Source organism: Methylobacterium sp. Leaf118, assembly GCF_920984675.1.
Classification (GTDB): Bacteria; Pseudomonadota; Alphaproteobacteria; order Rhizobiales; family Beijerinckiaceae; genus Methylobacterium.
Window position 1 is genome coordinate 63210 of record NZ_CAKLBV010000011.1, and the last position, 25174, is coordinate 88383.

The window sequence follows — 25174 nt, forward strand, 5'->3', positions numbered from 1 at the left end:
GCGGTGTTACCCCGTGATTGATGAATGAGCGATCATCCAGCGTCAAGCCTTTTGCTTACAGTGGCTTGCATGATAGGCGATGCACGGATTTGAGCGGCGGCGGAACGGCTTCGAACGGACTTTTAATCTGTAGGTCCTGGGTTCGAGTCCCAGCGCGCTCACCATCTCACCCAGGCTTGTCGGGCAACACAACCCTTTGAATCGTCGAGGGTTTATCCGTTTGTCAGCCACTGCCCGACGGTCCTTTTCGGCGTTCTCCAACGATGAAATCAGATGCGCCTGTGGCCGGTCTTTCGCCACCTATCCGATCTCCTCGTGCAGCTCCTCGACCCGAGGGTGCCCGGCCTGGACGGCTCCGATCCTATCCTTGGCGAGGGCAGCACCAATCCTCAGGACGCTGCCGAGGAAGCCTGGACGAAATGGCGGACCCGCTCGTCGCCGTTTTCGCTCACCCCGCATGGCCGATGGCGCTGACCAGTTGGCTCTGACGGTAGGGCTTCAGCACGAACTGCCCATCGTCGGGCATATCGTCGTTGCTGAAACCACGACGACCGGAGGTCACCACCAGGCGAATGTGGGGCCAGCGCTCGGCAACGCGGGCAGCCAAGGTGAGCCCGTCCATCTGTCCCGGCATGTTGATGTCAGTGAACAGAACCCCGATGTCGGATCGGCTCTTCAAGATGAGCCACGCCGCATCGGCCGTGGGGGCCTCGAGCACCGTAAAACCCTCGTCCACCAAGATATCGACGGCGAGCATGCGAAGAATGTCATCGTCTTCGACAACAAGCACGACGGGGGCGAGGGCGGTCGGATGCGGGCTCATGGCCTGCTAACCGGGCCGACCTGCGATCGTTCAGCGTAGGGTGAAAGACGTTCGGGAAAACAGTCTCTCCCCGCCCCTTGCGCGAATTGGCATTGCGCGTCCCACAAACGTCATTCAGGCTGCCGCAATCGCTGACGAGGCTTGCTCACATCGACCGCTTCCGGCGAGCCTGACGCGGTTCCTTTCGGCTCCGTCGCTCCCGGCGCGGCCGGCCGCAGCCTCGCCGGTTTCCGCGCCTCCACCGGCCCCCAACGAGCGCCGCACGCTCATCCCCCCGAACTGCGCCGTTCGGATCTTTCTCGCTTGGGCGTCGGCCTACAACGTCCTTCTCTTCGCGATCATCGTCCCCCTGTGGCAGAGCCTGCGGTAGGGGGTTCCGTAAGCGCGGCACCCTCGAGAGCGTAGAATGCCGCGCTCTATAACGGTCTGTCTTCGAGGCTGACGAGCCCCGGTCGTCGACGGGGTCGCCTGGGACCACGCGACCATCGCGGTTCACGGCAACGGACTCGGGTGTGGGCACCACGTGGTGACTCGGCTCAACCGGCTCGTCCTGAGACGCGGCGGAGCGAAAAGACCCCGCCGGGCTGTCGCCGGGCGGGGCTGAGGTGGTCGAGCCCTCTGAAAGGGGGCTCAGGGTCAACGGGTGAGCGGGGGAGGTTCGTCCCTCAGACCGGCCAAGACGCGCCGATCCTTTCGCCGGGCCTGCGCGATCGTTAGGCCGAAGGAACGTCGGACCGGGTCGCGGCGGCGGCACCGACACAGGGGCCGAACGTGATGCGGCGGCCGCGTGGGACCGCGTGATCCGGTCGTCCCAGGAAAGCACGCGCCCCCGGACGGCACGGAGCCATGTCCCGACGGTCGGACGGCCGCCGTTGGCTCAGGCCGCGGGGTGCCATAGCTCACACGCTTCGACCGCCCCGCCTCACCGATCGCGACTCCCGTGCTACGGCTGCGCCATGCCTCGTTTTTCGGTCTTCTTCTGCGCCGCCGCCGCTCTGCTCACGGCCTATCTCGCGTGGTCGTACGCGCATGCCCAGGGGATGGACCGCGTGAGCGCGCCCGCCGTGGAGCGACAGCCTCACTGAGTTGCGTCCGCACCCGCAGATCCAGCGGGCGACGCGTGCGACGCCGTCCGCCCGCGGCGGCCGTCACGCCAGCTACCCCCATCGCCCCGAACAGAGCGAGGTCGCGCCACGGGTCGGCCCCGAGGAGGTCGTGCCGAGCCATGCCCCGGCTTGACGGGCGCACACCCGCCCGCCGGGCTCGCACCCTCACCGCACCGGCCTCTGAAACAAGCGCTCGGTCACGGGCTCGGCCAAGCGGAGGCCGAGCCCGAGGGATCGGTCACAGGCGCCCGGTCGCCAGCAGGACGATCAGGATGATGAGAAGGATGCCGCCGAGCCCGAATCCCGGCCCGCGATAGGCGCCTCCTCCCAAAAATCCGCCACCGCCGAAGGCGAGGAGGATGAGCAGGATCAGCAGAATGGTTGTGACGGACATCGTCGACGCTCCCCACGCCCCAGCATCATTGCGTGAGCTTGACGCGTAACCACTGCCGTCACGGATTCGTTGCGGATCTTCGATCGCGTCCTGCGCTAACCCTTCAGGCAGGTGCTCATGAACGCTTTGCGTTCAGCCCCCTTCAGGCTCTTGGCCCCGGCGTCCGCATTGCAGCTCTTCATCTTGGCCTGCTGCGGCGTCAGCTCCTTCTCCGGCGCCGCACTCGCCTTGCCGGCGAGGCACTCGGCGATGAAGCTTTTTCGGGCGTCGCCAGCGAGCTTCTGCGTGCCCGCGTCGGCATTGCAGATCTTCATCCGCTCGCGTTGCGCGGTCTGCGCCGCAGAGGGGGCCGGAGCCTGGGCTGCGGCCGGCAGGATCAAGGCGGCAAGGATCGGGAACAGCAGGAGGGAGGCGCGCATGGGAAGTCTCCGCGAAGGTCTTCTATCGTAGCACGCTTGAAGATCGGCACGCCGTCTCGGATCGACCTTCTGCACAAGCCGCGCGACGCTCGGCCGTCATCGTCAGACCTCTCATACCAAATCCGGTTGATCCCTTCGGGATGGCGGATTTGGGCTTCGCTCAAACGCCGCGCGGGCTTGCCTGATCCGGGCTCCGCTTTGATCAAGCGGAGCCCGTATCAGGGATCGGCCCAAGGCGAGGTGTCGACCGCGCGCCGCCCGATCCATGCCGTTCGGCCGGCTCGGTCCGCGCCACGCGTCCGAGAGGCAAGCCTTGCGGTTCAACCAAGACCTGCATCGGGCCAGAGTGCCGGCCACCTGAACACTGACGGGCCGAGCCAAGCATGGTCGGACCCGAAACCTACCGATCGATCGACCGGGCGGCATCACGATCGGTCACGCGTACAATACGTCGCCTTTGCTGCCCTCTGGGGATCTTTGTACCACTGTCATGCCAATGAAACAGACCAACACTGGCAATGCCTGGTAAATGTTCAAAAAGACCAACAGCATTACTCCCGCCTCATGTCAACTCGCATGCGATTGACAGTCTGCAAAAAATATCGAATTTTGCCGCCGAAATTGGCTCGCTCGCACGCGCCACACAATAAGCAGTCGGGGGGCAGGTACTCACATGGCGATCATTCCGTCCAATACGACATACCTGTACCTGAACGGCAACAACGAAGTAAAAATGAAGATCGAGTGGGTCTCGGGCGCCTCGAACATCATCTACATTCGCCCGGACGGCACCCGCGCGCCGGCCGGCACCAGTTTCCCCCCGGCCGACGATGCCGTCTCCTTCAGGCTTTATTCCGATGGAAGCCTGAACCAGTACAAGAGCTTTGGGACGAACGGGAGCTACACGGAGCTCAATTTCGCCCAGCCGGCTCCCGGGGCGGGGACCACGTTCGGACCGGACGACGCCTACACCCATGGTGCGCTCACGGGCTCCCAGATCCTTCAGGTCCGGCCGGATGGCACCAAGTATCGGGAGGTGAAGACCTTCCTCGATGGCAACCTCGTCACGTACTCCCTGACCGAGATCACGACGCCGGAACACGAGGGCATCCCGCTCCAACTCATCGGCCACTCCGAAAATGGATCCTCGACGATCACGCTGACGAGCAACGCCGCGCCCAGCTCGATCACCACCAGCGGCACCGGGTTCATCAATGGTCTGATCGACATCGACACGGCCCGGCTGATCGGAACGGATGGGGGAAGCCTCATCTCGGATAACGGCGCCATCCTCGTCGGCCAGGACGGGGCAAGCCTGATCGGCCAGGATGGCGGATCGCTCGCCGCGCGCTCCGCGGCCTCGTTGATCGGCAACGACGGCGCCAGCCTCGTCGGCCAGGACGGCGGCACGCTGCTCAATCTCGGCGGTGGGGCGTCCTCCATCCTGTCGGGCGCCTACATGCTCTCCGGCGGCGCGCTGATCGGCAATGACGGCGCCACCCTCATCGGCCAGGACGGTGCGAGCTTTGCCGGCAACGTCATGTCGATGGCGCGCGGCTACCGGGTTCTGTCCGCCACCAGCTTCAAGGACCCGGCCGGAACCACTGCGGACGATACGCTCACGGGCGGCGACGGCGACGACGTGCTGCGTGGGGGCCTCGGTGGCGACCTGCTCGACGGCGGGGCGGGCAACGACACGCTCTATGGCCACGACAGCAACTTCATCCGCAACGGCGGATTCGAGACGGTTCACACCCCTCAATTCGATGCCAACGGCTACGGCTACAACGAGCCGATCGACGGTTGGACGCTGCTCTCCGGCGCGCATCTCGAAGTGTTCACGAACGGGACCGCAGGCGCACCGTCCGAAGGGCGCTACGGCGTCGATCTCGAGGGCAACGCGGCCAACACCAACGTCGCGATCTCGCAGGTGGTCCAGGGCCTCACCGACGGCGCGTCCTACCGGCTCGCCTTCGACGTGCGGGCGGTGGCCGGCGCGGATGCGCGGTTCCAGGTCTTTTGGGGCGGAACGCTCGTGGACCTCACCGCCGCCGGGGCGACGTCCGTCGAGCCCACGACGGGCGTCGTGACCTACACCCTCAACGTCTTCGGCGGCGTCGGGAGCGGGTCCAACGCGAACCGGTTGACCTTCGTCGAGATCGGCGGCGGCGACGCGCACGGGACGCTGCTCGACAACGTCCGGATGTACCGTGACGGGGGCACGGCGACCGCCAACGACCCCGCCCTCGACGGCAACGACGCCTTCCGGCCCGGCACCGGTTCGGATCTCGTTTACGGCCATGGCGGCGACGACACCGCCGCCTTCTCCGATATCGGGCCGGGGACCGATCAATTCGCGGGCGGCTCCGGCATCGACACGCTGATCATGGACTGGTCGAGCTCGACCACGCAGATCGTCTACAAGGGCCTCGCCGCGCCCGGCGGGTCTCAATATGCGCCCCGGATCGGCCAGGCCGAAAGCTATTCGCGCTCGGGCACCGCCTTCAACGAAGCGGGTCAGATCCTCTATTTCAACGAGGTCGAGAAGTTTTTCCTGAAGGGCGGCTCCGGCAACGACGCGTTGCAGGGCGGAGAGTACAAGGATTTCCTGTTCGGGAACGGCGGTGACGACATCCTGAGCGGTGGCGGCGGCGGCGACGAGATCGATGGCGGCGCCGGTTTCGACCGCGCGATCGTCAAGCTCTCCGGAAGCGGCGCCAACACGATCGTCCTCAAGACCGCGATGTCCGGCGGCAGCGTCACGCTGTCGGACGGCACCAAACTGACCTCGATCGAGGCGATCGATCTCGAGGCGGGCGACGGCGACGACCTTCTCGACGTGCGCGGCACGGTCGCCAATCCGACCCATCTGACCGCGAACGAGCCCACCTATCCGACCGTGTACACGGAGTTCTCAGGGCTCGGCGGCAACGACACCCTGGCGGTCGACCTCGCCACCTCGGGTGGGCGCGGAACCTTCGCGACGCCCGGCGCGCATTTCGACGGCGGCGCCGGGACGGGCGACCGGCTGATCATGGATTGGTCGGCGGCCACGTCCAACATCTTTCGCGATACCGACGGCAGCTATAAATCGTTCTGGTATACAGCGACGACCGAGGGCCATAGCTCCATCCAACTCTTCTATACGATGTCGTTCGAGAACGTCGAACGCTTCGACCTCACCGGCGGCACGGGCAACGATACCCTGTTCGGGGCCGCGAAGGACGACCGCATCACGGTGATCGGCGGTCAGGATACGGCGACGCTCGGCGCGGGCAACGACCTGCTCGTCGTCGATTGGTCGAACACCGGCCCGATCCGCGGCGCCCGGGGCGGCGTCACGAGCGGCACCGCCGCGGCGGGCTACGATGGGAGTTTCGGGATCGAGTTCGGCAGCACGGTCGCCTTCACCGGCGTCGAACGCTTCGACCTGACCCTGACCCAGCTCGACGACGAGATCACGACCGGCGACGGCAACGACGTCGTGCGCAGCCTCGCGGGCAACGACACGCTCCGCACCGGCAAGGGCATCGACATCGTCGATGGCGGCAGCGGGGACCAGGACCGCTGGATCGCCGACAAGGCGGTGATGACGGCGAGCCAGGCCATGGTGCTCGACCTGACAGCGACGGGCCTCCAGGCGACCTATCTCACCTCCGGCACCATCAGGGGTATCGAAGCGGTCGAGCTGACGACGGGCGCCGGCAACGACCGCATCACGACGCGATCGAGCAACCTGGCGGACACGCTCGTGACCGGGGCCGGCAACGACTGGGTCAAGGTCGCGGGCGGCGCCGACACCGTCACCATGGGAACGGGCACCGACACGCTCGTCGTCGATTGGTCGGGCACGGGCGCGATCCGGGGTGCCTCGGGCCGCGTCGCGGCGGGCGGCTCCCTGGCGGCCGGCTATGGCGGCACCTTCACCATCGAATTCGGCAGCACCGTTTCCTTCCTCGGCGTCGAGCATTTCGACCTGACGCTGACCCAACTCGACGACACCGTCACGACCGGGGACGGCAACGACACCATCCGGTCCGGCGCGAGCGGCGACACGCTCGACACCGGCAAGGGCGTCGACATCATCGACGGGGGATCCGAGGCGGACGGCACACGCGGCCGCGATACGTGGACGGCGGACAAGTCGGCCGCGACCGTCGGGATGACCATCGACCTGAACGCGCTGCAGTCGAGCTACGTCATCGGCGGCGTGACGGCGACCGTCCGCGACATCGAGGTGCTCGGCCTCGCCGACGACCCGAGCGTTCCGGCGACACGGCGCTTCCTGTCCGGATCGGGCGCCGACACGATCCTCACGCGCGGCGAGGCTTACAGCGACCGCATCGGAACCGGGGCCGGCAACGACCGGGTCAAGGTCGCGGGCGGCGCCGACGACGTGGATCTGGGCGCCGGCTCCGACACGCTCGTCGTCGATTGGTCCCAGACCGGCCCGATCCGCGGCGCGGGCGGGGGCGTGACGGCGGGCAGCCTCGCGGCGGGCTACGGCGGGAGCTTCGGCATCGAATTCGGCAGCGCGGTGGCCTTCGCCGGCGTCGAGCATTTCGACCTGACGCTGACCCATCTCGACGATAGCATCACGACCGGGGACGGCGACGACACGGTCCGCAGCGGCGACGGCAACGACACGCTCAAGACGGGCAAAGGCGTCGACATCGTCGAGGGTGGGGGAGGCGACAGGGACCGCTGGATCGCCGACAAATCCGCCATGACCGCGGCCGAGGCCATGGTGCTCGACCTGACGGCGGCCGGTCGGCAGGCCCTCTATCTCGGCACCGGGTCTGTGGCCGGAATCGAGGCGATCGAGCTGACCACGGGCGCGGGCAACGACCGCATCACGACGCTGTCGAGTTTTCTGGCCGATCGGATCGCGACGGGCGCCGGCACCGACATGGTCACGATCGCGGGCGGGAGTGACACCGTCGATCTGGGCAGCGGCTCCGATACGCTCATCGTCGATTGGTCGAACACCGGACCCATCCGCGGCGCAGGCGGGGGCGTGACGACGGGCAGCCTGACGACCGGATATGCCGGCAGCTTCGCCATCGAGTTCGGCAGCACGCTCACCTTTTCGGGCGTCGAACAGTTCGACCTGACGCTGACGCAGCACAATGACGGGGTGACGACCGGCGACGGCAACGACGTCATCAACGGTCTGGGCGGCGACGACCTGATGATCGGCGCGGGCGGCAACGATACCTACTTCGTCGACAGCCTGGGCGACCGCGTCATCGAAGCGGCCGATGGCGGGAGCGATACGGTCAAATCCGCCCTGTCCTACGTGCTGGAATCGGGGCAGGAGATCGAGACCCTCGCCACGACGCTCGACACCGGCACCGCCGCCCTCGCCCTCACCGGCAACGAGCGCGGCAACACCCTGCGGGGCAATGCCGGCGCCAACATCCTCGACGGCGGCCTCGGCGCCGATACCATGGTCGGCCTCGGCGGCAACGACACCTATCTTGTCGATCAGGCCGGCGATCAGGTGATCGAGGGCGCGGGCAAGGGCCGGGATGTGGTGATGACCCGCGCCTCCTATACCCTGACCGCGGGTCAGGAGATCGAGGAACTCCGCACGGTCGATAAAGCAGCCAAGACCACGATCAGCCTGACCGGCAACGGGTTCGGCAACAAGCTCGTGGCGGATGCCGGCAACAACCGGCTCGACGGCGGCGGCGGGATCGACGCCCTCCACGGCGATGCCGGCAACGACACCTATCTCATCGACAACGCGGGCGACCAGGTCGTCGAGGCCCGAGGGGGCGGCTGGGACTCGGTCGCAACCTCGGTCACCTACAGCCTCGCCGCCGGTCAGGAGGTCGAAGAGCTTCGTGTTCTCCTGTCGGTGGGTGATCGGGACATCGACCTGACCGGCAACGCGTTCGCGCAGACCATCCGGGGCAATGGCGGTGCCAACCGGATCGACGGAGGCGGCGGCACCGACACCCTGATCGGTGGCGCCGGCGACGACACCTACCTCGTCGACGATGCCGGCGATCAGGTGACGGAAGCCGCGGGCGGCGGCCGGGACGCGGTCGCGGCCGGCGTGAGCTACACCCTGGCGGCCGGTCAGGAGATCGAGGAGTTGCGCGTTCTCGCGTCGGTCGGCGACCGGGCGATCGACCTGACCGGGAACAGCCTCGCTCAGACCCTGATCGGCAATACCGGCGCCAACGTGCTGAACGGCGGCTGGGGCAACGACGTGCTGACCGGCCGGGGCGGCGCCGATACCTTTGCGTTTTCCAGCGCGCTGGGGACGGGCAACGTCGATCGCATCACCGATTTCGCGGCGGACGACACGATCCGGCTGTCGAACAGCATCTTCAAGACGTTGGCGACGGGCGAACTCGACCCGGGCCGGTTCAAGAACATCACCACCGGCGTGGCCGATGCGGACGACCGCCTCCTCTACAAGCAATCGACCGGCGAGCTGTTCTACGATGCCGACGGCTTGGGCAGCGGCCTGAAGGTCAAGATCGCGACGTTCGACAACAAGGTCGCGCTCACGGCCGCCGACTTCGTCGTGGCCTGAGGCCCGTCGGACCTCGAACAGATCCCGCCCCGGCTCTACGCCGGGCGGGGCCATTCGGACGAGGGAGCCAGCCTGGCGCCCTCATCCTCCACCGCGTCGCGCTTCGCGCCTGTCCAACCTCGCCGGAGACCGCGCCTTCCGGGCGGCCCCCTCTTCGGAGGCGGATGGCGTGAGACGGCCCTGCGCGCGCCCGTCACGAGGCGAAAACAATCGTCGTCGGCGACACATCGGCGGCACGGCCGCTCCGGATGCGAAGTGTCCATGCGCACGCCGCGAACCGGAATAAAGGCCGCTCGGCGCGCGTTCCCCTTAGACAAACATCGCCTCGGACCATGGGCACGCTTGTCTTCCATGAACGGCACCGACCTCGAAGAATATCAATCGTCAGACGAGCGGCTGGCGGGATATCTCTCCCGTATCTGTGCCCTGATCGAGACGCGCTGGCACAAAGAACGGAGTCTACTGCTTTTGGCGTGCGACAACCCATGGATGAAAATCCTGGGCCTGCTGGTTCGGATCCATGAGGAGCAAGACGAGAGCGCGAATCAAGACGCACACGCGCAGCTGATCTTACAGCTCGGCTTCGAAGTTGCGGCCATCGAAGCCTTGGTGCAGCCCCATTCCGCAATGGAAAGCCCGCACCGCCTGCAATGAGGCGCCAGCGACCGTTTCGCGCTTTCCTGGACGCGGCTCCCAGCAAAATCAGGGGCGCGTCACGGCCAACATCTTCCAGAAACAGGAGAACACCCATGCGCATGACCCAAGAACATCACGGCACGGCGGGCGGGGTGCAGACGGTGCTGGTGCGCATTCCCTGCGAGGCGCCGTCCCAGACCGAGGGCAGCGTCGAGGTGACCGTTCTAGTCCGGGTTCCTGCCATCGAGTCCGACGCTCAGGTCGAAACCGCCGCGCGGGACATGGCCAAGCGCGCGCTGCACGAGGCCCTGTCGCGTTTCCCTTGAAGGGACTACGCCCTTCGATCCGTACGGGATGCCGCAGGATGACGGGGTCGGTGAGGGACCGGCCGTCATCCTGGGTCTGTGCGGCGGCGCGGGCCGGCGCGACCGCCGTCGGCCCCGCCCGGCGAAAGCCGGGGCGGGACATCGACTCAGGCCCGCGTCGCCTCACACGATGAAGAAGTCGGCCGCCGTGAGCGCGACCTTGTTCTCGAACACGGCGACCTTCACCTTCAGGGCCTCGCCCGAACCGTCCGCGTCGTAGAACAGCTCACCCGTCGCCTGCTTGTACAGGAGGCGGTCGTTGGCATCGGCGACGCCCGTGCTGATGTTCTTGAACGCGCCCGCGGCGAGCGGGCCCGGCGCCAGGGCGGTGAAGATGTCGTCCGAGAGCTGGATCGTGTCCTCGGTGGCGAAATCGGTGATGCGGTCGACGTTGTTGGAGCCGAGCGCATTGGCGAAGACGAAGGTATCGGCCCCGCCGCGACCGGTCAGCACATCGTTGCCCCAGGCGCCGTTCAGCACGTTGGCGCCATCGTTGCCAATCACCCTCTGGGCGAGCGCATTGCCAGTCAGGTCGATCGCCCGGTCACCGGCCACCAGGGCGACGCGCAGTTCCTCGATCTCCTGATTGGCGGCGAGGGTGTAGCTCACCGAGCTGGCGACCGTGTCCCACCCTCCGTGCCACGATTCGTTGACGCGATCCCCCGCATTGTCGACGAGGTAGGTGTCGTTGCCGCGCAGGCCGGACATCGTGTCGGCGCCGCTCCCGCCATCGAGGCGGTTGGCGGCCACGTTGCCGAGGATCCGATCGTTGGCGCTGCCGCCCACTACGTTCTCGATCAGGGAGCGGACGTCGTCCTGGTACAGCAGCGCATTGGCCACGTTGCCGGCGGCGAGGGCGTGCCCCCCCGAATAGGCTTGGTGGTTGGCGAGCTGCGCCACCGAGAAGGTCGAGAAGGCGCCCGGCCGGAGATCGATCGAGAGGGCGGTCGAATAGTTCGACAGGTTGTAGGTATCGACGCCGTTGCCGTCCCACAGGGTCATCAGGATCGTGTTGGCGGTCGGCGCGCCCTGGCCGACGCCGTCGATCGCCATCTCACCCGTCTTCGCGTTCCAGGTGTAGACCGTGTTGCCTCGGTGGGTCCCGAAATCGGCCCCATAGAGGAATTGCAAGGCGGTGATGTCGTCCTGCATGAAGGTCTGCGGTTGGTTGAAGCCGTCGCCCTCGAAGGTGATGTCGCGGTTGGCCGGATCGGAGCGGTAGCTCATCAGGCTCCAATCCTGTCCGTCGTGTTCGAGCGGGAGGGCGGCGGTGCCGTAGCGAGGCTTTCCGTCCTCGGGAAGACCGAGATACGCGTTCAGCGGACTATACGTGTAATCGTCGTGTCCATGCTTCAGCCCGACGGCATGGCCGATCTCGTGCATGATGGTCGCCTGGCCCCAGTTGCCCTTGTCCGGGGTCTGGTAAAAGGGCTGCCCAGGAAAGGCGCCGAACCAGACATCGCCGGCCATCGGCTTGCTGGTGGGGAAGTTCGCGTGGGCCGACTTTTCCTCGACCCACCGGGTCTGACTGAAGCGAAGGTCCGCATGCGTATCGGCGGTCTCGGTGATTTCCTTGAAGCTCAGACCCGTATACGCATCGATCAGATCGAGGGCGTAGCGCGTCGCGTCTTGCTGTTGCGGATTGAAGACCGCATGAAGGGCAGGATCGCCAATTTGGTCGATATCCTGTTCGTATCCCTGCCCCTCGTAGAAACTCCCGCTGGTCGGAAAGCTGTAGCTCAGTGTGTCGACCGTCCACTTCGATCCGATCAGGATCGGATCCAATCGGTCGTCGCCGCTGAAATGGTATTGACCATCCCGCTCAAACTGAAAGAGCAGCGCGGTCTTCTGGCTGCCTTTGTTGGGAAGGGCGGCAAGTTCCTGCGCACCATCTTGCAATGCTGTACTCATTATGGCCGTTCTCGCCTATCCAAATGTCACGGGGGATGCGCGGTGTGATAGCGGAACATCGTTAACGCCTCCTGGTGATGGCCTTCGGCGATGGCATCCGACCCGATGGCGCGGCGGGCGAGCCCCCGGCTCGCCCCACCGCGATCCCGGGCACGACATCCGGGCGCGGCTCGCCGGCTTCGACAGGAGAGGATCTCGCGAGAGCGCTAGCCCACGGCGAGACCACGCTCCGCACGCCCGAGCGTCCCCGCATCCGGCGCTCCGGTCGCCTCCGACCGCGCAGCGATCGATCCGAAGTATCAGGCGCCCGCGCCCAAGTGCATGCCAACAAGATCGCCGGCCGGCATGACTTCGCCGGTCAGGCCGGCGTCTGCGATCGGGCGGAACCTGCGACGGGGATCGGCCGCCTGATCGATCGCTGGTCGCTGACGCGAAACACCTGCGCGGACCTGTTCCCTCCGCGGCGCAGGCCGGTATGATCGTGCCGGATCGCGACGCGGGGGGAATCCACCATGACATCGACAACGCCGGAGGGCGCCAAGCCGGGAGACATCGTCACGCCGGACGGCAAAATCCTCTGCCGGGACATGGAGCTTCACGAGTTCGGCTACTTCACGGTCAGCTACGAGCAGGCTCAGATCGCCCGGACATACGGATGGGGCTGCCGGGCCGGCGTCGTCCTCGATGGAGAACATTCCGACGACTGGAGTTGGGACTACGCCGAGGAGGAGCGTCGCAGTGCCCTCGACAACGGGGAGGAGCCGCCCCGGGTGCGGATCTATCGCGAGCCGCCGGCCTCCTGCCCCATCGAGGCGCCGCTCTCCTGCCGGGTCGGCGCGCGGTAGCCGGACCCGCAGGACGCGCCGGCCGCTCGGGGAAGGGCGGGGCCGGATCAGGCCGGGACAGGCGCCCGCAGCAGGGCGATGAAGTTCGCGATCTCCCGCTGGCGGCATCGGTCCTCGATGACCTGATCGTCGAGGCCGAGCCGCCAGGCCAGGTCACGGCGGTCGGGCTCGCGGTGGAGCGCCGCGATCAGGTCGGCCTGCCCCTCGACCGCGGCGCGGCTCTCGGCGAGCCCCATCTCGACGAGATCGTCCGCCTGGCGGCGCAGGGCGCCCGCGACCTCGTCGAGGTCGATCTCGGGATGGTACTGCACGCCCCGGAACAGCCCGCCCTCGTAGCGGATCTCGGCGGCCTGGACGGTGGTCGCGCGGTTGCTCGCCAGCAGAACCGCCCCGTCCGGCAGCGTCGCGACCTCGTCGGTGTGGATGCTGGGCGCATCGTAGGCGGCGGGCCGGCCCGCCAGCATCGGATGGGCGCGGCCGGCCTCGGTCGGGGTGATGCGCCGCGCGAAGCCGGCCTCCGGACCACGCCGGTTCGGGCGCACGGTTCCGCCGGCGGCGACGGTCGCGAGCTGCAGGCCGGCGCAGGAGCCGAAGGCCGGCGTGGCGCTGGCGAAGGTCGCGCGCATGAAGGCCACGGCGCGGCGCACCTCCGGGGTCTCCTCGTAGACGGCCAGCGGCGACCCGGTCAGGAAGACCGCGTCGTAATCGGCGAGCGCGGTGCCCGACGGCAGGGCGGCATCGGCGTCCGCCGGCATGATCCGGTGGCAGGTGGCCCCCGGCGCGAGGCGGTGGAGGATGGCGAGATAGGTCTCGCCCGACGAGCGGCCGACGCTGGCGCGCCGCTTGTCCCGGGCCTCGGGCGGTTCGCTCTCGGCGACGAGAAAACGAAGCCCGGCTGATGTCGCTGGCACCGGTGATGACGCTCCGGGGAGCCATTCCCCGGGACCCGAACCGATGGGTCTGCGCGGGCGTTCCGGGGCGGGCGGTCCTGCCGCAGGGGAGGCCGGGCCCGCGCGGTCGCCGGCTCCGTCATCCCCGGGATCGAGGCGCGTCGGGCGGGCCGGTCGGCGCGGCCCTCACTCCACCGCCCGTGGCCCGACCATCTTGTCCTCCCGCGCGGCGAGATCGGCCCCGCCGATCGCCGCGAGCACGGTCGCCTCGGTGAGGATCTGGGGCAGAACCCGGCCCTCGGCCCGGCCGCGATAGACGAGATAGAGCGGCACGCCGCTGCGGCCGTATTGCTCGAGGAAGCGGGTGATCTCCGGGTTCTGGTTGGTCCAGTCGCCCCGGAGCGTGGTCACGGAGGCCGCCCGGAAGGCGGTCTGCACGGGATCGCGGGCGAGGACCGTGCGCTCGTTGACCTGGCAGGTGATGCACCAGGCCGCGGTCATGTCCACGAACACCGTGCGTCCCTCGGCGCGCAGGGCGTCGAGACGGGCCTGGGTGAAGGGCTCCTCTCCGGCCACGAGCCGCGCCGAGGCCGGGCCGGCCCGGTCGCCGTCGAGGGCGACGACGAGGCCGAGGGCGGCGGCGAGCGACAGGATCGCCGCCGCGCGGCCGAGTCCGCCGCCGAGGCGGCCGGCGGGGCGGGCCCGCTCCCAACTCCACGCGGCGAACCCGACGAGCACGAGGCCGCCGAGCGCCGCGAGAAGCCCGTTCGGTCCGACCTGCTGGGCCAGCACCCAGACGAGCCACGCCACCGTCGCGTAGACCGGGAAGGCGAGCGCCCCCTTCACGAGGTCCATCCAGGCCCCCGGCCGCGGCAGCAGGCGGAGGGCCCCCGGAAAGGCCGTGAGCGCCAGGAAGGGCAGGGCGAGACCGAGACCGAGGCTCGCGAAGACGGCGAGCCCCACGAGCGGCCCCTGGGTGAGGGCGAAGCCCACCGCCGCGCCCATGAAGGGGGCGGTGCAGGGCGTGGCCACCACCGTCGCCAGCACGCCCGTGAAGAACGAGCCCTGGTAGCCCGCCCGCCGGGTCAGCCCGTCGCCGAGCCCGGCGATGCCGCTCCCGACATGCACGGCCCCCGACAGGCTGAGGCCCACGGCGAAGAGCCCGTAGGCGAGCAGCGCCACCACGATCGGCGACTGCAGCTGGAAGCCCCAGCCGATTCCGGCGCCGCCCGCCTTCAGGGCGATCAGGAGGCCCGCGAGCCCGAGGAAGCTCGCCAGGACGCCCGCGGTATAGGCGAGCCCGTGCCATCGCACGCGGCCGGGCGCCGCGCCGGCCTGCCGCACGAGGCTCAGCACCTTGATCGACAGGACGGGGAAGACGCAGGGCATCAGGTTGAGCAGCAGCCCGCCGAGGATCGCGAGTCCCACCGCGCTCCACAGGGTCAGGCTCTCGTCGGCCCGGACCGCCGGGGCAGACGCGGCCGGAGCCGGTGCTGCCAGGGCGGGTGCCGGCTCCGGCCCGATCGCGTAGGCCGTTCGGGTCTCGCCCAGATCGAGGGCGAGGACGCCCGCCAGGGCGTCGGGCGGCTTGTCGCCCGGCGTCAGGGTGAGACGCAGGCCGCCGCCTTCCGTGGAGAGCGTCTGCGCGGCGGCATGCTCGAGCGCATCCTCGGCATAGGGGAAGAAGGCGGCCGCCCGCACCGCCGGCGCGGAATCCGGCCGGTCGAGATGCAGGACGATCCGGTCGCCCTCCCGGGTGGTGCGGACCGGGAACGGGGCGGGTTCCGGCAGGGCGGCGCGAGCCCGGGCGAACAGGGCCGCCTGAGCCGAGTCGGGCTCGGCCGCGGCGGCGACCGGCCGGTCGAGGGCGAGCTCGGCCGAGCCCGGGATGCAGATCTCCTCGCAGACGAGATAGGACAGGGTGCCGGCGAGCCGCACCGTGCCGCCCACGGGCAGGGCCGCCGGCACCGTGAGCGGCATCAGCAGGGTGACGTCGCCCTCGTAGCCGAAATTCATCAGGGTCTGGACCGGGATGCGCTCCGGCGCCGGCCATCCGGTCGGGCCGACGGCGAAGCCCTCGGGCAGGCGCCACGCCATCTCCGGCGGCAGGCCGGAATCGCCGGGATTGCGCCAGTAGACGTGCCAGCCCGGCTTCATTGCGAGGGTCAGGCCCAGCGTCGCCGTGCGGCCGGGCACGAGGGCGGTGTCCTCGGCGACGAGGCGGGCCCGCACGAGATCCTTCGGGGCCTTGCCGGCCTGCGCCGCGGCGAGGCCGGGAGCGGCGAGCGACAGGGCCAGGACGAGGAGAAGGCGGAGCATGGTCGGTCTTGCGGCGAGCCCCGGCGCCTTGCGCCGGCCCGAGCAGGATTAGCAGAGGCGTGGGGATCGAGGGAGAGCGGGGCCGCCGCGACCCCTCGAAGCGCCGGGCCGGCCCCGCTCAGACGGGTCGGCGACGCGGATCACCCATCCGCGAGGGCCCCCGCGACGGCGGGGCGGGGCGCGACCTCCCGGCCGAGGTGGTCTCAGGCGTCGTCGCGCAGATGCGCGAGCCGCACCGCGCCGTTGATGAGCGCCATATGCGTGAAGCCCTGGGGGCAATTGCCGCGCTGCTCGCCGCTCCCGGCCTCGATCTCCTCGGCGAACAGGCCGAGATCGTTGCCGCGGGCCAGAAGCCGGTCGAACAGGGCGGTGGCCTCCCCTTGGCGTCCGCTGAGCGCAAGGCAGCCGACCCGCCAGAAGGCGCAGGCCGTGAAGGTCGCCTCCGCGCCCTCCAGGCCGTCGTCGAGGCGGTAGCGGTAGAGGAGGTCGCCTGCCCCGAGTTGCTCGCCGACCCGCTCCAGGGTCGCGGCCACGCGGGGCGAGCGGGCGTCGAAGCCGCGGAACAGGACGGCGCGCAGGACCGCCGCGTCGAGATCGTCCGAGTCGTCATCCATGGTGTAGGCGCCGACCCGCTCGTTCCAGCCCTGGGCGTGATACGCGGCGCGGATCTCCTCGGCCGCCCGTTCCCAGGCCGCGATGGTCTCGGGGCTCGCGAGACGGTGCTCGGGCACGGATCGGGCGATGCGGGCCGCGCAGTCGAGCCCGACCCAGAGCATCGCCTTCGTGTGCAGGATCTGGCGCATCGGCCCGCGCAGCTCCCAGATGCCGTGATCGGGGGCGTCGCGCACGCGGAGGATGTGGTCGGTGAGGTGGGCCAGGGCCTCGGGCAGGTGGTCGTTGACCTTCACGGGCGGGTCGAACTCGACCGCCTCCAGATAGTGGTGCAAGGCCGCCAGGAACTCGCCGTAGATGTCGAACTGGCGCTGGTCGGCCGCCGCGTTGCCGATCCGCACCGGACCGGTCCCGCGCCAGCCGCGCAGGTGGTCCAGGATGTCCTCGGCGGGCATCGGCCCTTCGAGGGCGTATATCAGGCGCAGGTCACGGCCCCGGCTCGGATCGGCGTCGCGCAGGAAGCGCAGGAACTCGGCGGCCTCCCGGTCGTAGCCGAGATTGACGAAGGCCGTGACGGTGAAGCTCGCGTCCCGCATCCAGACGTAGCGGTAATCGTAGTTGCGGTTGCCCGGCACGGCCTCCGGCAGGCTCGTCGTCGCGGCGGCCACGATCCCGCCGGAGGGACCGTGGGTGAGGAGCTTGAGGGTGAGCCCGCTGCGCAGCACGGCCTCATGATACGGCCCCCGGTAGGTGCAGCGGCCCGACCATTCCCGCCAATAGGCGTCCGTCTCCGACAGCCAGGTCTCGACAAGCTCGAGCCCCGCCGTGCCGTCGGCACCGTGCGACAGGACGAGATCGGCGCGGGCCCCGGCCTCCAGGCGAAAGGCCGCCTGGGCGTCACCCGCTCCGATGTCGAACGGGACGGAGGCGGCGGCCCGCAGGGCGTCGCCGCCGCCGCGGAACAGCACCGTGCCTTCGGCCTGAGCCTGCGCCTCGGTCGGGGCCCGGGCGTAGTCGAAGGTCGGCCGCACGCTCCAATGCCCGCAGACCTGGCCCGCCTCGCAGACGAGACGGCGCACGACCCGGGCCTCGGCCCGTCCGTCCGGCCCTTCCTCCGGCACCGGGTCGTGGCGGGCGAGCGGCATGAAGTCGGTCAGGGTCGCCCGTCCGGTCCGCGTGACGAACAGCGTCTCCAGGATGGTGGTGCCGGGCCGGTAGCGGCGCTCGGTGCCGAGCAGACCCTCGAGGACGAAGCGGCAGGCACCGCCCCGGTCGCGGTCGAGCAGGGCCAGGAACACCGCTGGCGCGTCGTGGCGGGGCCAGCACAGCCAGTCGAGGGAACCGTCGCGGGCGATCAGGGCGGTGGTGCGGGTGTCGCCGATCACGGCGTAATCGGCGATCGGCTTGTCCGTCACGGCCTCGTCCCGGTTGCCTCGGCTCGCGCGGCAACGCCTCGGCTCAGGCAGGGTTGCCCCGACCGGGGCCCTGCGACACCGGCGCGGGTCGGCCGTCCGGCGCCTCAGAAGCGGTGGCGGCGGTGCGGTCCGATTCGGCGGGGGCGCCCGTAGGAGGACCGGAACGAGCCGCGGGTGCCGTAGCTGCCCGGGCGGCGGTAATTGCCGTTGTTGACGCCCGCCGAGCGATCGTTGCCGGTGGCGCTCGCGCCCGGGGAGAGGCCGCTGCCCGCATCGCCCCCCGCGGCGCCCTGGGCGAGGACGGGGCCGACCCCGCCGAGCAGGAGCCCGGCGGCGAGGGCGAAGAGACCGAGACGGGTCGCGTGCTTCATCGGGTGGATCTCCAGCGGGAATGGGAGGGGCAACCGCGCCCGACCGCCGGTGTTCCCCCCGCCGCTCAGCCCGCACTCGGCGCCTGCCCGCCGATCCAGGTTCCGGTCACGGTGAGGTCCGGCCCGAGGGCGACGAGGTCGGCGGCGAAACCCGGCGCGATCCGGCCGAGCCGTCCCTCGAGCCCGAGGAAACGGGCCGGCGTCAGCGACGCCATGGCGAGGGCCTCCGCCAGGGAGGCGCCGCCACGCCCGCTCATGTGACGCACCGCCTCGACCATGGTGATCGCCGCGCCCGCGAGCGTGCCGTCCTCCCCGGTCAGCCGATCGCCGTCGCGGCGGATGCGGCGGCCGAACAGGGTGAAGCCCGGCGCCGGTCCGGGATCGCCGACCGGCGGCATCGCATCGGTGACTAGGAAAAGGCGGTCCGATCCCAGGAGACGAAGGGCCAGCCGGAGCTGGAGATCGCCGACATGATGGCCGTCGGCGATGATTCCGGCGAAGGCGCGCGGATCGGACAAGGCCACGCCGACCGCGCCGGGCGCGCGCGGGCCCAGCTGCGACATGGCGTTGAACAGGTGGGTGAAGCCGGACATTCCCTCGTCCAGCCCCCGCCGGATCGCCGCGCCGTCATCGGCGGTGTGTCCGGCGCAGACGAGGGCGCCACGGGCGACGAGGTCGGCCACCGCGCCCGGTGGGACTTCCTCGGGAGCCAAGGTCACGAGGGTGAGGCCCCGCGCTCCGAGCCCCGTCAGGAGCGCCGCGTCGCCCTCGCCGAAGCCCGCGATCCGGGCGGGATCGTGGATGCCGATGCGCTGCGGGCTCAGGAACGGCCCTTCGAGGTGAATGCCGAGAATGCCGGGCACGCCCGCCCGGATCGCGGCGGCGACGCCCTCGATGGCCGCCGCGATGGTCGGCCGCGTGTCGGTAATGAGGGTCGGCAGCAGCGCGGTGGTGCCGCCGCGGCGATGGGCGGCGGCGATGCGGGCGATGCCCGCGACGCTCGCATCGTCGTTGAGCAGCACCCCGCCGCCGCCATTGACTTGGACGTCGACGAAGCCCGGCGCCAGAATCGTGCCCGGCGGCAGGCGGGTCACCGGCAGGTCCCGGGGCGGGGCGGGGGTGAGGTCGGCGATCCGGCCCTCGCGCAGCACGAGGGCCAGCCCGGTCCGGAACGCGTCGCCGTCGAAGACCCGCTCGGCGGCGAGGACGCGGCCGCCGCTCACAGGGTCTCGGTGATTTTGGTGAGGCCGGCCGGCGCGTCCGGGTCGAGGCCGCGGCGGCGCGCCTCCGCCTCGATCGCCCGGTAGGCCGGGACCAGCATGGCGATGGGGTCGCAGGCCGGGTGCCCGTCGCCGAGCCAGGGCAGGGTGCCGTCGGGCCCGCCGCAGGCCTGCACCCGCAGGCCGTCCCGGCGCAGATCCCGGACGAGGCCGTCGATGCCGTCGGCCATCGCGTCCGCCTGCCGCAGCGCCAGAACCGGCGTGGCCGCCGAGACGGAGGCGCGGGGCCCGTGGCGCAGCTCCGCCGCCGAGTAGCCGAGCGCCGGCAGGCGCAGGGTCTCGGCGAGCTTCAGGGCGATCTCCCGCACCGTGCCGAGTCCGTGCCCGCGCCCGGTCACGAAGGCGGCGGGCGCGCCGCCGAGATCCGCACCCCAGGCCGACCAGTCGAGGTCCTGCGCCCGGGCGAGGCGCTCGGGCAGGGCCGCGAGGCCCGCCTCGAGAGCGCCGTCGCCGGCCCAGGCCGCCACGAGGGCCGCGCCCGCGATCATCGAGTTCGTCACCGTCTTGGTCGCCGCGACCGCCCGCTCCGGGCCGGCCAGGATCGGCAGGACGAGATCGCTCGCCGTCGCGGCAGGGGATTCGGGATCGTTCACGAGGGCGAGCGTCAGCGCACCGCCCTCCCGGGCGGCCCGCGTGGCCGCCACGAGATCGGGCGAGCGGCCCGACTGCGAGACGACGACGAACAGGGCGCCCTCCATCTGCGGCGCACGGGCGTAGCCGGTCACCACGGAGGGCGCCGAGGCCGAGACCGGCAGGCCGAGCCGGGTCTCGATGAGATAGCGCAGGGCGACGCCGGCATGGCCCGAACTGCCCCGGCCGCACAGAACGACGAACGGGAAGGGTCTCGGCCGCAAGCTCTGCGCGATGCGGGCGGCGGCGCCTGATTCCAGCAACGCGGCGGCGGCGGCGGGGATCTCGGCGATCTCCCGCGCCATGAAGGTCGGCGTCGCGGTCATGGTCCCGTCCCCTCGGATGGCTCGGCGAGCGCCCGGCGCAGGTTGCCGTCGTGGCGGGTGAGGCGCTGCTCGGCCTGGGCGCGGCTCGCCCCGCTCGCGATCAGCACGGCGAGCTTGATGTCGCCCCCGGCCTCGGCGCTGGCACGGGTCGCCTCCGCCGCGCCGCAGCCGGCGAGTTCGGCCACCATCGCGACGCCGCGCGCCCGGAGCTTGCGGTTGCTCGCCCGCATCGCGACCATGCGCCCGCGATAGACCCGGCCGAGGCGGATCATCAGGAGCGTCGAGAACAGGTTGAGGATCACCTTCTGCGCGGTGCCGGCCTTCATCCGCGTCGAGCCCGCCAGCACCTCGGCCCCGGTCGCGGCCAGGATGCCGTGCGCGGCCACCTCCAGGATCGGCGTGCCGGGATTGTTGGCGATGCCGACCGTGACCGCGCCGCGGGCGCGGGCGGCGGCCAGCACCGCGAGGGTGAAGGGGGTGCTGCCGCTCGCGGCCAAGCCCACCACCGCGTCGTCGGGGCCGATCTCCGCCCGGGCGACCCAGGCCTCGCCGTCTCCCTCCGAATCCTCCGCGTCCTCCACGGCCCGGAGCAGGGCGCCCTCGCCCCCGGCAATGGCGAAGGCGAGCCGCTCGCCCGGCCAGTCGAAGGTCGGGGGCAGTTCCGCCCCGTCCTGCACGCCGATCCGGGCGGAGGTACCCGCGCCGACATAGACGAGCCGCCCCCCCCGCCGCAGACCGGCCTCGGCGGCCTGCGCCGCCACCGCGATCGCCGGCAGCGCCGGGCCCACCGCCGCCACGGCCGCGAGTTGTCCCTCCCACAGCGCCCGGAGGATGTCGCCGCCCTCCCAGGCGTCGAGATCGACGTAGCGGGCGCTGGCGTCCTCGGTCCTCATCCCTGCCTCATCGCACTGACCCGTTCCCGGAGGCCCCGTCCGCCGGGGTCCGGCTCCCGCTTCATCAAGCGACGTCACCGGCACCGCGATCCCGCGGCCCCGACCCGTCCGTGCCGGGATATGGCGCAGGCGGAGGCCGGCGGGAGGGCCGCGCACCGGACTTCGCGGCAGGATCGGCCAAGAGACCGCGCAGCGATCGGTGCCGAGGGATCGGTAGACCGCGAAGCGATCGGTGCCGAGGGATCGGTTCCGGCCCCGCGGCGTTCGGTTGGCGCGATGCCGCCGGGGGCGGGCAAGCGGGCAGGCAAGCGCGGGCGCGAACGCGGGCCCTATTGCGGGCCCCATCGCGGGCCAGTGGGGGAGGACAGGTGGCGCAGGGCTCGATCGAGACGAAGCGGGCCGGTCCTGCGGCACCGGCGGAGAGGGCCGCCCCGGGGGCTCCGGTGCGGCTCCTGACCTACAATGTCCGGCATTGCCGCGGCACCGACGGTCGGGTCGCCCCGGAGCGGGTGGCCGCGGTGATCGCCGCGACGGGCGCCGACATCGTCGCGCTGCAAGAGGTCGATGTCGGGCGGGCGCGCACCGGCGGCCTCGACCAGGCGGACGAGATCGCCCGGCTCGCCGGCCTCACTGCGCATTTCCACCCGGCGCTGCATATCGCGGAGGAGCGCTACGGCGACGCCGTGCTCACCCGCGGGCCCTCCCGGCTGGTGCGTGCCGGGCCGCTGCCCGGCCTTCTCCGGCGACCGGGCCTGGAGCCGCGGGGCGCCCTCTGGGTGGAGGTCGCGGTCGACGGAAGGCCGCTTCAGGTCTTCAACACCCATCTCGGCCTCCTCGGCCCGGAGCGCCTCGCCCAGGTCGAGGCCCTGCTCGGTCCCGAGTGGATCGGCGATCCGGATTGCCGGGCGCCCGTGGTTCTGCTCGGCGACTTCAACGCCACTGTCTGGTCGCGGGCCTACCGCCGGCTTGCCGGCCGCCTGCGCGACGCCCGGCGCGTGGCGGCGCACCGGGACGGGCTGCGGCGGGGCGCGACCTTCCCGAGCCGCTTCCCCCTGGTGCGCATCGACCACGTCTTCGTCGGCGAGGGGATCACCGTCGAGCGCGTGGCGGTCGTGGACGGCGCCGGCCCGCGCCGGGCCTCTGACCATTTGCCGGTGCTGGCCGACATCCGGATGGAAAGGGGTTGAGGGATCGCGCTCGGCCTCGCATGGTGACGGCCCGCATACGGTCGACGGCGGAGGAGAGCGTTCAGACGATGACGAAGGCAATCGGGAACCTGACCGGGCTCGGCCTGATGGCCGCCGCCACGCTCGGCTCCGGGATGGCCGCGGCCCAGCCGGCCAAGGCCCCGGCGCCGCGGATCGCGGTGGTCGCGACCGGCGGCACCATCGCGATGAAGGTCGATCCGGTGACCCATGCCCCGGTCCCCGCGCTCTCCGGTGAGGACCTGGTCTCGGCGGTGCCGAAGCTGAAGGACATCGCGACGATCGAGGTGACCGAGTTCAGCAACGTGCCGAGCGACTACATGGGCCCCGACCGCTGGCCTGCTTTGTCGCGCCGGATCGACGCGATCCTGGCCGATCCGGACGTGCGCGGCGCGATCGTGCTGCACGGGACCGACACCCTCGACCAGACCGCCTATTTCCTCGACCTGACCCTGACGAGCCGCAAGCCCGTCGTGCTGGTGGGCGCCCAGCGCAACGCCTCCGACGCGGATGCCGACGGGCCGCGCAACTTGCTCAACGCCGCCCGCCAGATTCTGGCCGAGGGTGCCGCCGAGATGGGCGTGACGGTGACGCTCAACCACCGCATCAACGCCGCCCGCGAGGTGCGCAAGACCCACACCAGCAACGTCGAGACCTTCAATTCCGGCGAGGCGGGCATCCTCGGCTATGTCGACGAGGACCGCGTCGTGTTCAGCCGCAAGTCGCTGCGGCGCCAGACCCTTCCGCTGCCGGATCGGATGCCCCGGGTCGATCTCGTGGCGATGTATGCGGGCGCCGACGGCTCCCAGGTGCGGCACGCCGCCGAGAGCGGGGCCGAGGCGATCGTGGTGGAGGCCTATGGCTGGGGCAACGTCAACGCCGAGATGCACGACGCCATCGCCGAGGTAATCGCCAAGGGCGTGCCGGTGATCGTGGCGACCCGCGTGCATGACGGGCGCGCCCTGCCGGTCTACGGCTTCAAGGGCGGCGGCAGCACCCTGCGCAAGGCCGGCGCGGTCTTCGCGGGCGACCTGACGCCCGACAAGGCCCGCATCCTGACCCTGATCGCCCTGCCGGACAGCAAGGACCGCGCGGCGCTCCAGGCGCTGTTCGACCGCTAGGGTCGAAACCCAATCAGCGTGATCCCGCGAGGGGCCGCTTCCGACCGAGGCCGTGTGAAACGCGGAGGCTGCAGGAGGATCTCCCCTCGCACATCTTGGGGCAGCGCCGTGATCGGCTTCCTGGCAGCCTCTCGGCCGCCGTTCGAGCTGCTCGAATGGCAGTGGCGCAGAAGATTGTTCTACGACCTTCCCGTCGGAGCGGAGAAGCCCGCTCACGCCCCCAAAGGTCTTTCGAACCGTCAAACCGCCGGGGCTTCAACCCGAAAGGATCGGCTGTTTCCGAGCGCCGGCGTCCCCCGCTCGAGCGATGCTCCCCGAACCACCCGTAACGGCCACGCATCGGTTCCGCCGCTCGCGCGTTGAGGGCCATGCTTGCGGAACATGATGTGCGAGACGCGACCGAGCGTGCGGCGGCCCGGACCGGATCCCTGGAGGCGGCGGACATCCGCGCCGGCGTGGCGCTGGCGCGCGGCAAGGATCATCCGGTGATGCCGGCGGTGATCACGATGGGCGAGGTCGGGAGCTGGCAGGCGCTGCTCGCGATGTCCGCCGGCACGCTTGCCTGGGGCCTGCTCACCCGCGACCGGGCGCTCGCCGAGACCGGGGGGCGGATGCTCGCGGCGGGCACGCTGGCGAGCCTCGTCAAGACGAGCCTGAAGCGCACGCTCCACCGCACGCGGCCCAACGTCCTGATGGATACCGGCCGATACGCCCGCGGCCCGTTCGGGCCCAATGACGGGCCCTGGCAGTCCTTCCCCTCCGGCCACGCGGCGCTCAGCGTCGCCGTCGCCCGCGCGGTGGCCCGGGCCCGGCCGGGCCTGAGCGGGCCGGCCTACGCGACCGCCGCCGGCGTCGTGGCGGTGCAGCTCGTACGCGGCGCGCATTTCCCCGCCGACGTGGCGGCCGGCGCCCTCATCGGCCTCGCCGCCGAGGCGGCGACGGACCGGCTGGTCTCGGCGCGGCTGCCGCAGCGGGCCGAGCAGGCCCCCTGATACGGGCTCCGCTTGATCAAAGCGGAGCCCGTATCAGGCAAGCCCGCGCGGCGCTTGAGCGACGCCCAAAT

Annotated in this window: 19 protein-coding genes and 1 tRNA gene; 9 read left to right on the top strand and 11 right to left on the bottom strand. The window is 70.5% G+C overall.

From position 1 onward, the window contains the following. Nucleotides 1-91: 91 nt before the first annotated feature. A tRNA-Lys gene (locus LW587_RS07175) sits at nt 92-164 on the top strand. Nucleotides 165-448: 284 nt separating this feature from the next. Here the strand turns inward: LW587_RS07175 and LW587_RS07180 are convergent. After that, nucleotides 449-823, bottom strand: coding sequence for a response regulator (locus LW587_RS07180; protein WP_232628900.1), 375 nt, complete (start codon nt 821-823; stop codon nt 449-451). A gap of 956 nt (nt 824-1779) precedes the next feature. Between LW587_RS07180 and LW587_RS24010 the strand changes: the two genes are divergently transcribed. Then, on the top strand, nt 1780-1908 hold the full coding sequence (locus tag LW587_RS24010) for a hypothetical protein (protein WP_269780304.1): 129 nt from the start codon (nt 1780-1782) through the stop codon (nt 1906-1908). Between the two features lie 259 nt (nt 1909-2167). Here LW587_RS24010 and LW587_RS07185 read toward each other — a convergent pair whose 3' ends face one another. Both LW587_RS07185 and LW587_RS07190 read right to left on the bottom strand, forming a co-directional pair. Beyond that, nucleotides 2168-2323: a DUF3309 domain-containing protein gene (locus tag LW587_RS07185; protein WP_232628901.1), complete on the bottom strand. Its 156-nt coding sequence runs from the start codon at nt 2321-2323 to the stop codon at nt 2168-2170. A 95-nt stretch (nt 2324-2418) separates the two neighbouring features. After that, a complete protein-coding gene (locus tag LW587_RS07190; protein WP_232628902.1) occupies nt 2419-2742 on the bottom strand; it encodes a PsiF family protein in 324 nt (107 codons plus the stop codon). A 673-nt stretch (nt 2743-3415) separates the two neighbouring features. On the opposite strand from LW587_RS07190, the gene LW587_RS07200 reads away from it, so the two are divergent. The 3 genes from LW587_RS07200 (at nt 3416) to LW587_RS07210 (ending at nt 10254) form a co-directional block, all read left to right on the top strand. Then, nucleotides 3416-9292 (top strand): hypothetical protein, encoded by a 5877-nt coding sequence (locus LW587_RS07200; protein ID WP_269780305.1) that lies wholly within the window; start codon nt 3416-3418, stop codon nt 9290-9292. 351 nt (nt 9293-9643) lie between these two features. Further along, nucleotides 9644-9946 carry a hypothetical protein gene (locus LW587_RS07205; protein ID WP_232628903.1) on the top strand — a complete coding sequence of 101 codons (303 nt, stop codon included), beginning with the start codon at nt 9644-9646 and terminating at the stop codon, nt 9944-9946. A gap of 95 nt (nt 9947-10041) precedes the next feature. Continuing rightward, nucleotides 10042-10254, top strand: coding sequence for a hypothetical protein (locus tag LW587_RS07210; protein WP_232628904.1), 213 nt, complete (start codon nt 10042-10044; stop codon nt 10252-10254). A 162-nt stretch (nt 10255-10416) separates the two neighbouring features. On the opposite strand, the gene LW587_RS07215 is transcribed toward LW587_RS07210, so the two are convergent. After that, on the bottom strand, nt 10417-12204 hold the full coding sequence (locus LW587_RS07215; RefSeq protein ID WP_232628905.1) for a M10 family metallopeptidase: 1788 nt from the start codon (nt 12202-12204) through the stop codon (nt 10417-10419). Nucleotides 12205-12716: 512 nt separating this feature from the next. Between LW587_RS07215 and LW587_RS07220 the strand changes: the two genes are divergently transcribed. Further along, nucleotides 12717-13049: a hypothetical protein gene (locus LW587_RS07220; protein ID WP_232628906.1), complete on the top strand. Its 333-nt coding sequence runs from the start codon at nt 12717-12719 to the stop codon at nt 13047-13049. Nucleotides 13050-13096: 47 nt separating this feature from the next. On the opposite strand, the gene LW587_RS07225 is transcribed toward LW587_RS07220, so the two are convergent. From LW587_RS07225 to LW587_RS07255, 7 genes are all read right to left on the bottom strand, one after another. After that, nucleotides 13097-13960: a type 1 glutamine amidotransferase gene (locus LW587_RS07225; protein WP_232628907.1), complete on the bottom strand. Its 864-nt coding sequence runs from the start codon at nt 13958-13960 to the stop codon at nt 13097-13099. Between the two features lie 165 nt (nt 13961-14125). Continuing rightward, the gene (locus LW587_RS07230; protein ID WP_232628908.1) at nt 14126-16258 is read right to left on the bottom strand and encodes a protein-disulfide reductase DsbD family protein; all 2133 of its coding nucleotides are present in this window, start codon (nt 16256-16258) and stop codon (nt 14126-14128) included. 203 nt (nt 16259-16461) lie between these two features. Next, nucleotides 16462-18285 carry a glycoside hydrolase family 15 protein gene (locus tag LW587_RS07235; protein ID WP_232628909.1) on the bottom strand — a complete coding sequence of 608 codons (1824 nt, stop codon included), beginning with the start codon at nt 18283-18285 and terminating at the stop codon, nt 16462-16464. Between the two features lie 104 nt (nt 18286-18389). After that, the gene (locus LW587_RS07240) at nt 18390-18656 is read right to left on the bottom strand and encodes a hypothetical protein (protein WP_232628910.1); all 267 of its coding nucleotides are present in this window, start codon (nt 18654-18656) and stop codon (nt 18390-18392) included. A gap of 65 nt (nt 18657-18721) precedes the next feature. Then, nucleotides 18722-19879, bottom strand: coding sequence for an N-acetylglucosamine-6-phosphate deacetylase (gene nagA, locus LW587_RS07245; protein WP_232628911.1), 1158 nt, complete (start codon nt 19877-19879; stop codon nt 18722-18724). Next, nucleotides 19876-20892, bottom strand: coding sequence for an SIS domain-containing protein (locus LW587_RS07250; RefSeq protein WP_232628912.1), 1017 nt, complete (start codon nt 20890-20892; stop codon nt 19876-19878). The genes nagA and LW587_RS07250 overlap by 4 nt, the downstream gene beginning before the upstream one ends. Further along, nucleotides 20889-21785, bottom strand: coding sequence for an N-acetylmuramic acid 6-phosphate etherase (locus LW587_RS07255; RefSeq protein ID WP_232628913.1), 897 nt, complete (start codon nt 21783-21785; stop codon nt 20889-20891). Before LW587_RS07255 ends, LW587_RS07250 begins: the two co-directional genes overlap by 4 nt. 368 nt (nt 21786-22153) lie before the next feature. Here LW587_RS07255 and LW587_RS07260 point away from each other — a divergent pair, with 368 nt between their 5' ends. The 3 genes from LW587_RS07260 to LW587_RS07270 all read left to right on the top strand — a co-directional run bounded on the left by LW587_RS07260 (nt 22154) and on the right by LW587_RS07270 (nt 25103). Beyond that, nucleotides 22154-22972 (top strand): endonuclease/exonuclease/phosphatase family protein, encoded by an 819-nt coding sequence (locus LW587_RS07260; RefSeq protein ID WP_442919097.1) that lies wholly within the window; start codon nt 22154-22156, stop codon nt 22970-22972. Nucleotides 22973-23040: 68 nt separating this feature from the next. Further along, nucleotides 23041-24111: an asparaginase gene (locus LW587_RS07265; RefSeq protein ID WP_232628914.1), complete on the top strand. Its 1071-nt coding sequence runs from the start codon at nt 23041-23043 to the stop codon at nt 24109-24111. Nucleotides 24112-24497: 386 nt separating this feature from the next. Next, a complete protein-coding gene (locus LW587_RS07270; RefSeq protein WP_232628915.1) occupies nt 24498-25103 on the top strand; it encodes a phosphatase PAP2 family protein in 606 nt (201 codons plus the stop codon). The last annotated feature ends 71 nt before the right edge of the window (nt 25104-25174 follow it).

Bases quoted from the DNA above. Each gene is read 5' to 3' on its own strand.
- LW587_RS07180 (WP_232628900.1), bottom strand. From the start codon at position 823: ATGAGCCCGCATCCGACCGCCCTCGCCCCCGTCGTGCTTGTTGTCGAA.
- LW587_RS24010 (WP_269780304.1), top strand. From the start codon at position 1,780: ATGCCTCGTTTTTCGGTCTTCTTCTGCGCCGCCGCCGCTCTGCTCACG.
- LW587_RS07185 (WP_232628901.1), bottom strand. From the start codon at position 2,323: ATGTCCGTCACAACCATTCTGCTGATCCTGCTCATCCTCCTCGCCTTC.
- LW587_RS07190 (WP_232628902.1), bottom strand. From the start codon at position 2,742: ATGCGCGCCTCCCTCCTGCTGTTCCCGATCCTTGCCGCCTTGATCCTG.
- LW587_RS07200 (WP_269780305.1), top strand. From the start codon at position 3,416: ATGGCGATCATTCCGTCCAATACGACATACCTGTACCTGAACGGCAAC.
- LW587_RS07205 (WP_232628903.1), top strand. From the start codon at position 9,644: ATGAACGGCACCGACCTCGAAGAATATCAATCGTCAGACGAGCGGCTG.
- LW587_RS07210 (WP_232628904.1), top strand. From the start codon at position 10,042: ATGCGCATGACCCAAGAACATCACGGCACGGCGGGCGGGGTGCAGACG.
- LW587_RS07215 (WP_232628905.1), bottom strand. From the start codon at position 12,204: ATGAGTACAGCATTGCAAGATGGTGCGCAGGAACTTGCCGCCCTTCCC.
- LW587_RS07220 (WP_232628906.1), top strand. From the start codon at position 12,717: ATGACATCGACAACGCCGGAGGGCGCCAAGCCGGGAGACATCGTCACG.
- LW587_RS07230 (WP_232628908.1), bottom strand. From the start codon at position 16,258: ATGCTCCGCCTTCTCCTCGTCCTGGCCCTGTCGCTCGCCGCTCCCGGC.
- LW587_RS07240 (WP_232628910.1), bottom strand. From the start codon at position 18,656: ATGAAGCACGCGACCCGTCTCGGTCTCTTCGCCCTCGCCGCCGGGCTC.
- LW587_RS07250 (WP_232628912.1), bottom strand. From the start codon at position 20,892: ATGACCGCGACGCCGACCTTCATGGCGCGGGAGATCGCCGAGATCCCC.
- LW587_RS07255 (WP_232628913.1), bottom strand. From the start codon at position 21,785: ATGAGGACCGAGGACGCCAGCGCCCGCTACGTCGATCTCGACGCCTGG.
- LW587_RS07265 (WP_232628914.1), top strand. From the start codon at position 23,041: ATGACGAAGGCAATCGGGAACCTGACCGGGCTCGGCCTGATGGCCGCC.